This is a genomic window from Terrabacter sp. 01T434, assembly GCF_056398545.1.
In genome coordinates this window covers 37287-49862 of record NZ_JBFTPP010000011.1, presented here as the reverse complement: position 1 = coordinate 49862, position 12576 = coordinate 37287, and the positions used below count along the sequence as shown (strand labels likewise).

Genomic DNA, 12576 nt, shown 5'->3' with positions numbered 1-12576 from the left:
GTCGTAGGGTCGGCTCGTGTTCTACTGGCGCACGACCGTCGAGACGGATCAGGACGACCGCCCCGCCGACGCCGTCGAGATGGCCTTCACCGGCCGGTCGGCTGGTCGCGGCGGCGGGGCGTATGCCGGCCTGAACCTCGGCGGCCACGTCGGTGACGCTGTCGCTGACGTCGAGGCCAACCGTGAGGCCCTGGCGCACGAGGTCGACCTTGCGCGCGAGCGGCTCGTCTTCATGAACCAGGTGCACGGCAGCGACATCGCCGAGGTCGACGCACCGTGGGACGGTGAGGCGCCGGCTGTCGACGGGATCGTCACTCGTGCCACGGACCTTGCTCTCGCCGTGCTGGTGGCCGACTGCGTCCCCGTCCTGCTGCACGACGTCCGGGCCGGGGTGGTCGGCGCCGTCCACGCGGGTCGCCCCGGCATGGTGGGTGGCATCGTCGGGCGCGCCGTGACCGCGATGCGCGACCTGGGTGCGACCTCCCTGTCCGCGACGGTGGGGCCGTCGGTCTGCGGGCGCTGCTACGAGGTCCCGGCCGCCATGGCCCGCGCCGCGGCGCAGACGGCGCCGGCGTCTGCGGCGCGCTCGTGGACCGGGACTCCCGCGATCGACGTCGCCGCCGGAGTGGTCGAACAGCTGGCCGCGGCCGACGTTGCGGTGCAATGGGTCCCGGGCTGCACGCGGGAGAGCGGTGACCTCTACTCCTACCGGCGAGACGGCCGGACCGGCCGCTTCGCGGGCGTGGCCGTGCGGCGCGCGGTCTCCGCATGACGGCTGGCGCGCAACCGCGACTGGAACAGTTGCGTGACAACCTCGCAGGCGTCCACGACCGCATCGCCCGCGGCTGTGAGGAGGCGGGCCGCGACTCCGAGGACGTGACCCTTGTCGTCGTCACGAAGTACTTCCCGGCCTCCGACGTCCTCCTCCTCCACCAGCTGGGAGTCCGCCACTTCGGCGAGAACCGCGACCAGGAGGCGAGCGAGAAGTTCCGCGAGGTGCGGCGCGCGCTCTCGGAGGCCGGCGGGGATGACCTCACACTGCACTTCATCGGGCAGCTCCAGAGCAACAAGGCCGCCCACGTCGCCGGCTACGCCGATGTCGTCGAGTCCGTCGATCGAGCCAAGCTCGTGTCCCCCCTTGCCAAGGGCGCGCACGCCGCGGAGCGGCGCCTGGAGGTGCTCGTCCAGGTGAGCCTCGATGGCGCGACCTCACGCGGCGGCGCGCTCTCGCACGACGCCGACACCCTCGCGGACGCCGTTGCGGCCGCGGGGGCCCTCGAGCTGCGCGGCGTCATGGCCGTCGCACCGCTCGGCGCCGACCCCGACGAGGCTTTCGCCCGCCTGCACGACATCGCGGACGGCATACGTGCTCGGCACCCGCGGGCGGACTGGATCTCCGCCGGCATGAGCGCCGACCTCGAGGCGGCTTTGCGCCACGGCGCGACACACCTGCGTGTCGGGACGGCAATCCTCGGTTCGCGCCCGTCAGTTCTGTAACGTCGGCCACGATCACAATTCGACGTTTGGGAGCTGGCCATGGCAGGGGCACTGCGCAAGACGATGGTGTACCTCGGACTGAGCGAGGAGGACCAGCGTCATGAGCGTTACGACGAGTACGACGCCTATGACGACTCCGACCGCTACGACGACACCGAGCACACCGCAGCGGTGACCCAGCTGCCCACCAAGCGACCCGTGGCCGCGGTCGTGCGCGACGTCGAGGTCGGCTCGCTCAACCGCATCACGACGATCCACCCGCGGACCTACAACGAGGCCAAGAACATCGGCGAGTGGTTCCGCGACCAGGTGCCGGTCATCATGAACCTCAGTGACATGGACGACGCCGACGCCAAGCGTCTCGTCGACTTCGCGGCCGGGTTGGTCTTCGGCCTCCACGGCACGATCGAGCGCGTCACCTCCAAGGTGTTCCTCCTGTCGCCGGCTCACGTCGAGATCTCCGCCGACGAGGCTGAGACCCCCGCGGTCGCCAACCGCGGTTTCTTCAACCAGAGCTGAGCTCCCGGTCCCCACCAGGAGCGTTCGGCCGGGTCGTCCTGACGTCGACGTGCACCCCGGTTATCACTCCTGCCGCTAGATCAGGGACACTGACGGACATGGACGCGTTCTGGACCATCTACGGGGTGGTGGTCTTCACCTTCTTCATCGCCCTCATCGGTCGCTTCGTCATCGACTGGGTGCAGGTGCTGGCTCGGTCCTGGCGCCCCTCCGGGGTCGTCCTCGTCGTGGCCGAGGCTGTCTACACCGTGACCGACCCGCCCTTGCGCGCCCTGCGCAAGGTGATCCCGTCGCCGAACCTCGGCGGCGTCCGACTTGATCTCAGCTTCCTCGTCCTGATGTTGCTGACCTCTCTCGCTCTCAACGTGCCGAGCTTCTTCTGACCGGCAGGTGGTCACCTCGTGCCCGCTGCGCGGGCGCAGGTGCCGACAGCCCCACCGGTGAGCCTGGCTTTGGTTCGCGCCCGGAACGTTGGATAGCGTTGACCCGAACCATTACGTCTGCATCGAGGTGACACATGGCGCTTACGCCTGAACAGGTGCTCAACAAGCATTTCCAGACCACGCAGTTCCGTCGTGGCTACGAGGAGCGGGACGTCGACGACTTCCTCGATGAGATCGTGGCGGAGATGCGGTCGCTCATCGAGCAGCGTGACGACTACCTGAAGCAGCTCAACGACTGCCGCGCGAGCAAGAACCAGTCGGCGGTCCGTGCTGACGGCGCGACCGCGGCCATGCCCGCCGTGGGCCGGCCCGGCGACGAGGCCAAGCTCGGCGGCCTGACCGCCAAGATCCAGGATGCCGAGCGCGCCTTCAAGGCCGCGGCGGATCGAGCTGCCAAGGCCAAGGCCGACGCCGAGAACGCCGAGCGGGCCGCCAAGGAGCGCATCGAGCGCGCCAAGGCGGAGGCCGAGCGTGCCGAGGTCGCGGCCAAGTCCGCCGTGGACTCGCAGGCCCTGGACGACGCGCAGGCCAAGCTCAACGGCCTCAACTCCCAGGTGGCCGACGCCGAGGCCAAGCTCACCAAGGCCCAGGAGAACGCCCGCGCCTCCGAGGAGCGTGCCGCAAAGGCGCAGGCCGACGCGGACGCGGCCGCGGCTGAGGCAGCACGCCTCCGTGACGAGGCCGCCAAGGGCGCACAGGCCCCCGCTGCAGCTGCTGTCGCGGCGGCAGCGGCCCCCGCCGCCGCGTCGGGCAACCTCGACGCTGCCGGGGTCATCGCCCTCGCGCAGCGCCTCCACGACGAGCACGTGGCTGCTGGTGAGAGCCGCCGCGACGAGCTCATCTCCGAGGCCGAGGGCCGCCACCGCGAGATGATCGCTGCGGCCCAGGCCCGGCACGACGAGCTGATCAGCATCGGTCAGAACCGCCACGACGAGGCGTCCCAGCAGGCGGAGCAGATCTCGGCCGCCGCCGCCGCCCAGCGCGACCAGATGATCGCCGAGGCGACCTCGCAGCGCGACCACATGATCGCCGAGGCCACGGCGCAGCGCGACGAGATGCTGGCCGAGGCCACCCACAAGCGCGACGAGATGCTCACCGAGGCGCGCGAGCGCGCCACCGGCATGGTCGCGGAGGCCCAGCAGCGGAAGGCCGCCGTCCTCGAGGAGCTCGACAAGCAGAAGGGTCTGCTCGATCGCAAGATCGCCGAGCTGCGCGGGTTCGAGAAGAACTACCGGTCGAACCTCAAGTCCTACATCGAGGGGCAGCTGCACGACCTCGACTCCAGCGCCCAGGAGCCGGCCCATGCCGAGGCCGGAGACGGCCACCAGGGCTGAGGCCCACCTCGAACAGACGTGCGCAGGCCGTCCGGGAGCCCTCCCGGACGGCCTGCGTCGTCCGTGGGCGAGGAACACTTCGCCCACGTGAGCGTTTCGCGTTTGTGCACGACTCGTGCGGGGCTTATTGTCAGCCCCACTTGTCAGCGTCGACGGCATGAACGACGGAGGGTCTGATGGCGGCGAAGAAGATGGCAGCGGCAACCGCCGCGGCCCAGCGGTCACCCGCGAGGACGACGTCCGTGACGAAGGCCGCCCCGGCGAAGAAGGCGTCAACCGCAAGGAAGACGCCGCCGACGACGAAGGCCGCACCGGCGAAGCAGGCCACACCTGCGAAGAAGACGACGCCGACGACCAGGACGGCAACCCCGACAAAGGTTGCACCGGCCAAGAAGGTGACGTCCGCGACGAAGGCGGCAGCCACCAAGAAGGCGTCACCCGCGAAGAAGACGACGCCGCCGACGAAGAAGTCGGCGCCTGCCAAGACGGCGCCTGCCAAGACGGCGCCTGCCAAGACGGCGACGCCGGCGACGAAGAAGACGGCGCCTGCCAAGACGGCATCACCGGCGACGAAGAAGGCGACGGCGGCGACGAAGGCGCCGGCGACGAAGAAGACCACCTCCACCACCACCCGAGCAGGTGCCGCGAGCGCGAAGTCCGCCGCCAAGGCGCCTGCGACACGAACCAAGAGGGCAGCTGTGACGACGAGCTCCACCGCAGGACCCCGCGCGGCGACGAAGAAGGCCGCGGGCAGCACGACCAGAGCCAGTGCCAGCAAGATCGCCGAACGTCTCCGGGTCAAGGACGACGAGAGCCCGTGGAGCGTGGAGGAGATCGGCGAGGTTCGCGGTGTCCTCCTCGAGGAGATCGAGCAGCACCGGGTCGAGCTCAAGCTCGCCGAGGACGAGCTCGACGACCTCCTGCGCGCCTCGGGCGACGGCTCGGGCGACGACCAGGCTGACGCGGGCGCCAAGACGGCCGAGCGCGAGCACGAGATCTCCGTGGCCGCGAACGCCCGCGCGAGCCTGCGCCAGGCCGAGCACGCGCTCGAGCAGCTGGATGCCGGGACGTACGGCATCTGCGAGAACTGTGGCAACCCGATCGGCAAGCTTCGACTTCAGGCCCGTCCTCGTGCGACCCTGTGCATGACATGCCAGGAGAAGCAGGACCGCCACTGACGCCCGACCACGCCACGTCGACCTCCCGAGCGGGGGTCGACGGCGTGTCCACCACTACGACCGATACGACCGATACGACCACCGGGACCGTGAGCTCGAGAACCGCCGAGGAGAATCGCCCGAGGCCTGACCGGCGGGGGCGCCTGTTCGTCGTCCTCGGCGTCGTCGCGGTCCTCGCCTACCTCACCGACCAGCTGAGCAAGATCGTCGCCCTCGACGTGCTCGCCGACGGTGAACCACGACCTTTCGTCGGGGAGCTCATCCGCTTCAAGCTCATCGGCAACCCCGGGGCCGCCCTGTCGCTCGGTGCGAGCAACACGTGGGTCATGACGGGAATCGCGCTCGCGGTTCTCGTTGCGATCGTCGTCGTGGCGCGCCAGCTGGGGTCCCGAGCCTGGGCGGTCGCGCTCGGTCTGCTGCTCGGTGCCGCGATCGGCAACCTCACCGACAGGTTCGTCCGCCCGCCGGGCGGCGGTCAGGGGCACGTCGTCGACTTCATCGACTACAACCGCTGGTTCATCGGCAACGTGGCTGACATCTGGATCGTCTCGGCAGCTGGGCTCATCATCATCCTCGCGCTGCTGGGGATCGGGGTCGACGGCCGTCGCGACCACGGCCGTGGTGCCTCACCCGACGCCACCCACGACGAGACCACCCACGACATGACCGACCAGACCGATGACCAGGAGGGCCACCGTGCCTGACGTGCGCACCGTGCTCGTGCCCGACGGCCTCGAGGGCGAGCGTGTCGACGCCGGTGTCGCCCGGCTCTTCGGGGTCTCGCGCACCAAGGCCGCCGACCTGGCCGCAGACGGCCACGTCGTGCTCGACGGCAAGTCCGTGGTCAAGTCCGAGCGGCTCTCCGCCGGCTCGATGCTCGAGGTCTCGCTGCCCCGCCCCGAGGAGAGCCCGAGCCTGCAGATCATCGCCGAGCCCGTGCCCGGCATGTCCATCGTCCACGACGACGACGACATCGTCATCGTCGACAAGCCCGTCGGCGTCGCAGCCCACCCGAGTGTGGGGTGGAGCGGGCCCGACGTCGTGTCCGGGCTCGCGGCTGCCGGCTACCGCATCTCGACCTCCGGGGCCCCGGAGCGCCAGGGCGTCGTGAGCCGACTCGACGTCGGCACCTCGGGACTCATGGTCGTGGCGAAGAGCGAGTACGCATACTCCCGGCTCAAGGAGGCGTTCCGAAGCCGCACGGTCGACAAGACGTACCACGCCCTCGTGCAGGGGCTCCCCGACCCCGTCGTCGGCACCGTCGACGCCCCCATCGGGCGCCACCCCGGCCACGACTACAAGTTCGCCGTGATGAAGAGCGGCAAGCCGTCGGTCACGCACTACGAGGTCATCGAGGCCTTCCGGCACGCCAGCCTGCTCGACATCCACCTGGAGACGGGCCGGACCCACCAGATCCGCGTGCACTTCGCGGCGTTGCACCACCCGTGCTGTGGTGACCTCACCTACGGGGCCGACCCGAAGCTCGCGGCACGACTGAAGCTCGACCGCCAGTGGCTGCACGCCGTCGGGCTCGGGTTCGAGCACCCCGGCACGGGTGAGTACGTCCACTTCGAGAGCCGCTACCCGGAGGATCTCCAGCGCGCTCTCGACATCGTCGCGACGTTCTGAGACCTGCACCTTCGACCTGAGGGTGAAGCCTGACGACGTATGCCGTCCGGTCGGCTCGAGGGCCCCGTGTGCGGCGGACGCCCGGGGTCGGTGACACCCGGCCCCGACACGCGAGGAGTGTCCGCGCGGAGGCTTAGACTCGTCCACGATGTCGACCGAAGCCGCCCCGCGAAACGATCCGAACTTCGTGCACCTCCACGTGCACACGGAGTACTCCATGCTGGACGGGGCCGCCCGCATCGGCGACCTCTTCAGCGAGGCGGCGCGGATGGGCATGCCGGCCCTCGCGACGACCGACCACGGCTACGTCTTCGGCGCCTACGAGTTCTGGAAGAAGGCGCAGGGCACCGGCGTCAAGCCGATCATCGGCGTCGAGGCCTACATCACGCCGGGCACGCACCGCACCGACCGCACGAAGGTCAGCTGGGGCGACGGTGGCCGTGACGACGTCTCCGGCAGCGGCGCCTACACCCACATGACGATGCTCGCCCAGAACAACCAGGGCATGCACAACCTCTTCCGGATGAGCTCCATCGCGAGCCTCGACCAGGTCTACACGAAGTGGCCGCGCATCGACCGCGACCTGCTCGGGGCGTATGGCAAGGGCCTCATCGTCACGACCGGCTGCCCCTCGAGCGAGATCCAGACCAAGCTCCGGTTCGGGATGTACGACGAGGCGCGCGAGGTGGCCGCCGAGCTGCGCGACATCTTCGGCAACGAGAACGTCTACGTCGAGCTCATGGACCACGGCCTCGACATCGAGCGCCGGACCCAGAAGGACCTCATCCGGCTGGCCCGCGACCTCAAGCTGCCGCTCGTCGCGACGAACGACCTGCACTACACCCGCGCCGAGGACGCCAAGGCGCACGCGGCGCTGCTCTGCGTCCAGTCCGGCTCGACGCTGATGGACCCCAACCGGTTCAAGTTCGACGCCGACGACTTCTACCTCAAGTCCGCGGCCGAGATGCGCCACCTGTGGCGCGAGCTGCCCGAAGCCTGCGACAACACCCTGCTCATCGCCGAGCGGTGCGAGGTGTCCTTCACGGAGGGGGAGGGGCGCTACATGCCCCGTTTCCCCTGCCCCGAGGGCGAGGACGAGACGTCGTGGTTCATCAAGGAGGTCGAGACGGGCCTCTCGCGCCGGTTCCCTGACGGGGTGCCGGACTACGCCCGCAAGCAGGCGGCCTTCGAGGAGGACGTCATCGTCTCCAAGGGCTACCCCGGCTACTTCCTCGTCGTCGCCGACTTCATCAACTGGGCCAAGCGCAACGGCATCCGGGTCGGCCCCGGCCGTGGCTCGGGCGCCGGCTCGATGTGCGCCTACGCCATGGGCATCACCGACCTCGACCCGGTGCCGCACGGTCTGATCTTCGAGCGCTTCCTCAACCCCGAGCGCATGTCGATGCCCGACTTCGACGTCGACTTCGACGAGCGCCGGCGCGGTGAGGTGATCCGCTACGTCACCGAGAAGTACGGCGAGGAGCGCGTCGCCCAGATCGTCACCTACGGCACGATCAAGGCGAAGCAGGCCCTCAAGGACGCCAGCCGCGTGCTCGGGCACCCGTTCGCGATGGGTGAGAAGCTCACCAAGGCGATGCCGCCCGACGTCATGGGCAAGGGCATGCCGCTCGCCGACGTCTTCAAGCCGGACTCCAAGCGCTACAACGAGGCCGGCGACTTCCGCGTCGTCCACGACGAGGACCCGCAGGCCCAGGAGGTCGTCGCGACGGCCCTCGGCCTCGAGGGCCTGAAGCGGCAGTGGGGCGTGCACGCCGCCGGCGTCATCATGAGCAGCGAGCCGCTCGTCGACGTCATCCCGATCATGCGCCGCCTGCAGGACGGCCAGATCATCACGCAGTTCGACTACCCCAGCTGCGAGTCGCTGGGCCTGGTCAAGATGGACTTCCTCGGCCTGCGCAACCTGACGATCCTCGACGACGCCATCGAGAACATCAAGCTCAACCGCGACGAGGACATCGACCTCGACGAGCTGTCCAAGACCCTCGACGACCGCGCCACCTACGACCTGCTCGGCCGTGGCGACACCCTCGGCGTCTTCCAGCTCGACGGCGGCGGCATGCGCTCGCTGCTGCGCCTCATGCAGCCGGACAACTTCGAGGACATCTCGGCCGCCCTCGCGCTCTACCGGCCCGGACCGATGGGCGTCAACGCGCACACGAACTTCGCGCTGCGCAAGAACGGCAAGCAGGAGGTCGTCCCGCTCGACCCCCAGCTGAAGGGGAAGCTCCAGCAGGAGATGATCGACGCGCTCGACCCGATCCTCGGGATGACCTACGGCCTGGTCATCTACCAGGAGCAGGTCATGGAGATCGCCCAGAAGCTCGCCGGCTACACGCTCGGCAACGCCGACCTGCTCCGACGGGCCATGGGCAAGAAGAAGAAGGAGGTCCTCGACGCCGAGTACGTCCCCTTCTCCGAGGGCATGAAGTCCCAGGGCTTCAACGAGGCCTCGATCGCGGCGCTGTGGGGCGTCCTCGTCCCCTTCTCGGACTACGCGTTCAACAAGGCGCACACGGCGGCATACGGCCTCGTGTCGTACTGGACGGGCTACCTCAAGGCCAACTACCCGGCCGAGTACATGGCGGCGCTGCTGACGAGCGTGCGCGACGACAAGGACAAGTCCGCGCTCTACCTCAACGAGTGCCGGCACATGGGCATCAAGGTGCTGCCCCCCGACGTCAACGAGTCGATCGCCAACTTCGCGGCCGTCGGCACCGACATCCGCTTCGGCCTCGCCGCCATCCGCAACGTCGGCCTGCCCGTCGTCCAGGCCATCATCAAGGCCCGCGAGGAGAAGGGCGCCTTCGCCTCCTTCAAGGACTTCCTCTCCAAGGTGCCCGCGGTCGTCTGCAACAAGCGCACCATCGAGTCGCTCATCAAGGGTGGCGCGTTCGACTCGCTCGGCGAGAGCCGCCGCGGCATGGTCGAGGTCCACGAGCGCTACATCGACGCACTCGTCGAGGTCAAGAAGCAGGAGGCCATCGGCCAGGACAGCCTGTTCGGCAGCTTCGGCGACGACACGGACGGCGGCAGCCAGGACGGGCCGGGCGCCTTCGACGGCCTGCCCCCGGTGCCGACGCTGGAGTGGGACAAGGCCAGCCTGCTCTCGTTCGAGCGCGAGATGCTCGGCCTCTACGTCAGCGACCACCCACTGTTCGGCATCGAGCACATCCTCGCCACGCACGCCGACACCTCGATCGCCTCGCTCATGGGCGATGACCCCAAGGCGGACGGCACGCCGGTCACCGTGGCCGGGCTCATCACGAGCCTGCAGCTCAAGCGGACCAAGAAGGGCGACCTCTGGGCCATCGCGACCGTCGAGGACCTCGACGGCGCCATCGAGTGCCTCTTCTTCCCGTCGGCCTACATGACCTACTCGACGATGCTCGCGCAGGACACCGTGTGCGCCGTGAAGGGTCGCATCTCCGCCCGCGACGACTCGATCTCGATCTTCGCCCAGGAGCTGACGATCCCTGACATCAAGGAGGGGCCACGCGGCCCGGTCGTGCTGACGCTGCCGCTCGGTCGCGCGACGCCTGCCGTGGCCGAGAGCCTCAAGCGCGTGCTCGGCGAGCACCCAGGCGCGACCGAGGTGCAGGTGAAGCTGACCCAGCCCGGGCGGTCCGTGCTCATGTCCCTCGACGACTCGCTCCGCGTCACCGCCACCTCCGCCCTCTTCGGCGACCTCAAGGCCCTGCTCGGTCCGGCCTGCCTCAGCTGATGCGCGAGGCGGACCGCCGGCGGATGCGCCGGGCGCGGATGGCCGCGCTCGGCCTGACGCCGACCCTCGGCTCCCCTTCGTCCCCCGTGTCGGCGCTCGCGGTCGCCCGCAGACTCGGGGCCCTGCAGGCCCAGGACTACGCGAGCGGCGCGTGGTCCCTGGGGTTGCGCTCGGGGCTGACCCTCGCCCAGGTCGAGCAAGCCGTGCACGACCGGGAGGTGGTGCGCACGTGGCCGATGCGCGGCACGATCCACTGGGTGCCGGCCGAGGACGCCCGCTGGATGTGTGAGCTGCTCGCGGCGCCGCGCAGCACGACGCTCGCCACCCGGTTCGCCCAGCTCGGCATCTCCGAGGCTGACGTCGATCTGTCCGGCCGGGTCTTCGAGGAGCACCTGCGCGAGCCCATGAGGCGGCCCGACGTGGCGGCCCTGCTCGTGGAGCACGGCATCGACCCGACCGGCCAGCGCAACTACCACCTCATCGGCTACCACTGCATGAGTGGTCTCCTCTGCCAAGGTCCGATCATCGCCAAGCAGCCGAGCTTCGTTCTCATGGACACGTGGGTTCCCCACTCCCGCAACCCTTCCCGCGAGGAGGGCCTGGCGACGATGGCCGAGCGCTACGTCCGCAGCCACGGGCCCGTCACCGAGAAGGACCTCGCCGGCTGGCTGCTGAAGCCGCTCGGGCTGACTCGTGAGGCGCTCGCGCTCGTCGACGACCGGATCCTGCGCGAGGAGCTCGACGGGCAGACGTGGCTGACGCACGTCGACGCCCGAGACGTCCCTGCCGGTCCCGGCGGCGTGCACCTGCTACCGCAGTGGGACGAGTTCCTCCTCGGCTACAAGTCGCGCGACGTGACCCTGCCGGGGGAGCACTTCGTCAAGGTCGTGCCGGGTCGCAACATGGTCTTCAAGCCGACCCTCGTCGTCGACGGCGAGGTCGCGGGCACGTGGCGCCGCGTCCAGAAGCGCGAGCACGTCGTCGTCGAGGTGTCGCCCTTCGCCGAGCTGTCGACCCGCCGCTGGCGCGAGGTCGAAGCGGCCGCCGCGAACTACGGCGCCTTTCTCGGCACCGAAGCCGAGGTCGTCCGCCTCGGTCCTGCCGGTGGGAGCGGCTGAGTGGCTCGCGGACCCATCCCGCCCTCGCCGCTCCCACCACGCCACGGCGTGGACGCCCAGCGCTTCCGTATGCCGCAGGCCGGCCCCTGGACGTCGCTGCGGGACCACCTCGTCGAGCGGCTCTCACCCGGCCTCGACGCCGACGACGTCGACCGTATGCTCCGGGCCGGCGAGTTCGTCGATGCTTCGGGCACGCCCGTGCGTCCGGACGCGCCGTTCGTGGCGCAGTCGGCCGTCTGGGCGCACCGTGACCTCCCCGGTGAGGTGGCGCATCCGGAGGAGCCCGTCGTGCTGCACCGCGACGAGCGAATCGTCGTCGTCGACAAGCCGCACGACATGGCGACGATGCCACGCGGGCGGCACGTCGTGCAGAGCGCGCTGGCTCGCACGCGTGTGCTGACGGGCGAGCACCGGCTCACTCCGGCGCACCGCCTCGACCGCCCGACGGCGGGGGTGCTGATGTTCACGACCGAGCAGCGGTGGCGCGGGGCATACCAGCGCGTCTTCGCCGACGGGCTCGCGCACAAGGAGTACCTCGCGGTCGCGCCGGTCAGGGCTGGGCTGGACCTGCCGCTCGTGCGGCGCACGCACCTCGTCAAGGAGCACGGCACGCACCAGGCCCACGAGGTCGAGGGCGGCGAACCCAATGCCGAGACGCTCGTGGAGCTGCTCGAGACCGTGACCGGCCGTGGGGCCGCGGGGGAGACCCTCGGGCTCTACCGGCTCACTCCGAGGACAGGGCGCACCCACCAGCTGAGGTGCCAGCTGGACGGGCTCGGCATCCCCATCCTCGACGACCCGCTCTACCCCGTGGAGCGCGACGTGCCCCTCGACGACTTCAGCGCGCCCCTGCAGCTGCTCGCGGCCGTCCTCGCCTTCGACGACCCGATCGACGGGCGGCCGCGCCGCTTCGTCACGCGGCGCCGCCTCTCCGGGTGGCCCGGCCCCTTGCCCGGGATCTGACCCCCTGCAACGGCTCGTCGGGTCGACCCAGGCCGTGGACAGCCGGCGGTCACCCAGCGTTCAGGAAGGTGTGGCGTTCTCGACGCGCGAGGACGACGACCGCGGTCTAGGGTGACGCGCAGACCGCGCGGAGGAGCCGGTCCCAGGGAGGAA

General features: G+C 69.9%; 12 protein-coding genes. 11 read left to right on the top strand and 1 reads right to left on the bottom strand.

What is annotated here, in order from left to right; genetic code table 11:
* The first annotated feature begins 16 nt into the window (after positions 1 to 16).
* The 5 genes from AC1DIW_RS19695 to AC1DIW_RS19675 all read left to right on the top strand — a co-directional run bounded on the left by AC1DIW_RS19695 (position 17) and on the right by AC1DIW_RS19675 (position 3793).
* Positions 17 to 772, top strand: coding sequence for a purine nucleoside phosphorylase YfiH/LACC1 family protein (locus AC1DIW_RS19695; RefSeq protein WP_478110313.1), 756 nt, complete (start codon positions 17 to 19; stop codon positions 770 to 772).
* Positions 769 to 1497 (top strand): YggS family pyridoxal phosphate-dependent enzyme, encoded by a 729-nt coding sequence (locus AC1DIW_RS19690; RefSeq protein ID WP_478110312.1) that lies wholly within the window; start codon positions 769 to 771, stop codon positions 1495 to 1497. The genes AC1DIW_RS19695 and AC1DIW_RS19690 overlap by 4 nt, the downstream gene beginning before the upstream one ends.
* 39 nt (positions 1498 to 1536) lie before the next feature.
* Entirely contained in the window at positions 1537 to 2016 is a 480-nt protein-coding gene (locus AC1DIW_RS19685) for a cell division protein SepF (protein WP_442279861.1), read from the top strand.
* A 98-nt stretch (positions 2017 to 2114) separates the two neighbouring features.
* Positions 2115 to 2399 carry a YggT family protein gene (locus tag AC1DIW_RS19680; protein WP_442279860.1) on the top strand — a complete coding sequence of 95 codons (285 nt, stop codon included), beginning with the start codon at positions 2115 to 2117 and terminating at the stop codon, positions 2397 to 2399.
* Between the two features lie 155 nt (positions 2400 to 2554).
* A complete protein-coding gene (locus AC1DIW_RS19675; RefSeq protein ID WP_478110310.1) occupies positions 2555 to 3793 on the top strand; it encodes a DivIVA domain-containing protein in 1239 nt (412 codons plus the stop codon).
* A 130-nt stretch (positions 3794 to 3923) separates the two neighbouring features.
* On the opposite strand, the gene AC1DIW_RS19670 is transcribed toward AC1DIW_RS19675, so the two are convergent.
* Positions 3924 to 4481 carry a hypothetical protein gene (locus tag AC1DIW_RS19670; RefSeq protein ID WP_478110309.1) on the bottom strand — a complete coding sequence of 186 codons (558 nt, stop codon included), beginning with the start codon at positions 4479 to 4481 and terminating at the stop codon, positions 3924 to 3926.
* A gap of 10 nt (positions 4482 to 4491) precedes the next feature.
* Here AC1DIW_RS19670 and AC1DIW_RS19665 point away from each other — a divergent pair, with 10 nt between their 5' ends.
* The 6 genes from AC1DIW_RS19665 to AC1DIW_RS19640 all read left to right on the top strand — a co-directional run bounded on the left by AC1DIW_RS19665 (position 4492) and on the right by AC1DIW_RS19640 (position 12423).
* On the top strand, positions 4492 to 4971 hold the full coding sequence (locus tag AC1DIW_RS19665; RefSeq protein ID WP_442279857.1) for a TraR/DksA family transcriptional regulator: 480 nt from the start codon (positions 4492 to 4494) through the stop codon (positions 4969 to 4971).
* 89 nt (positions 4972 to 5060) lie between these two features.
* Positions 5061 to 5675: a signal peptidase II gene (locus AC1DIW_RS19660; protein WP_478110307.1), complete on the top strand. Its 615-nt coding sequence runs from the start codon at positions 5061 to 5063 to the stop codon at positions 5673 to 5675.
* A complete protein-coding gene (locus AC1DIW_RS19655; RefSeq protein WP_478110305.1) occupies positions 5668 to 6600 on the top strand; it encodes an RluA family pseudouridine synthase in 933 nt (310 codons plus the stop codon). The genes AC1DIW_RS19660 and AC1DIW_RS19655 overlap by 8 nt, the downstream gene beginning before the upstream one ends.
* A gap of 148 nt (positions 6601 to 6748) precedes the next feature.
* Positions 6749 to 10342, top strand: a complete 3594-nt coding sequence (dnaE, locus tag AC1DIW_RS19650; protein WP_478110303.1) for a DNA polymerase III subunit alpha — start codon at positions 6749 to 6751, stop codon at positions 10340 to 10342.
* Positions 10342 to 11460: a winged helix DNA-binding domain-containing protein gene (locus tag AC1DIW_RS19645; RefSeq protein WP_478110301.1), complete on the top strand. Its 1119-nt coding sequence runs from the start codon at positions 10342 to 10344 to the stop codon at positions 11458 to 11460. Before dnaE ends, AC1DIW_RS19645 begins: the two co-directional genes overlap by 1 nt.
* The gene (locus tag AC1DIW_RS19640) at positions 11461 to 12423 is read left to right on the top strand and encodes a pseudouridine synthase (protein ID WP_478110300.1); all 963 of its coding nucleotides are present in this window, start codon (positions 11461 to 11463) and stop codon (positions 12421 to 12423) included.
* The last annotated feature ends 153 nt before the right edge of the window (positions 12424 to 12576 follow it).

Excerpts from the sequence above, each read along its gene's own strand:
- AC1DIW_RS19680 (WP_442279860.1), top strand. The coding sequence starts at position 2,115 with ATGGACGCGTTCTGGACCATCTACGGGGTGGTGGTCTTCACCTTCTTC.
- AC1DIW_RS19685 (WP_442279861.1), top strand. The coding sequence starts at position 1,537 with ATGGCAGGGGCACTGCGCAAGACGATGGTGTACCTCGGACTGAGCGAG.
- AC1DIW_RS19690 (WP_478110312.1), top strand. The coding sequence starts at position 769 with ATGACGGCTGGCGCGCAACCGCGACTGGAACAGTTGCGTGACAACCTC.
- dnaE (WP_478110303.1), top strand. The coding sequence starts at position 6,749 with ATGTCGACCGAAGCCGCCCCGCGAAACGATCCGAACTTCGTGCACCTC.
- AC1DIW_RS19645 (WP_478110301.1), top strand. The coding sequence starts at position 10,342 with ATGCGCGAGGCGGACCGCCGGCGGATGCGCCGGGCGCGGATGGCCGCG.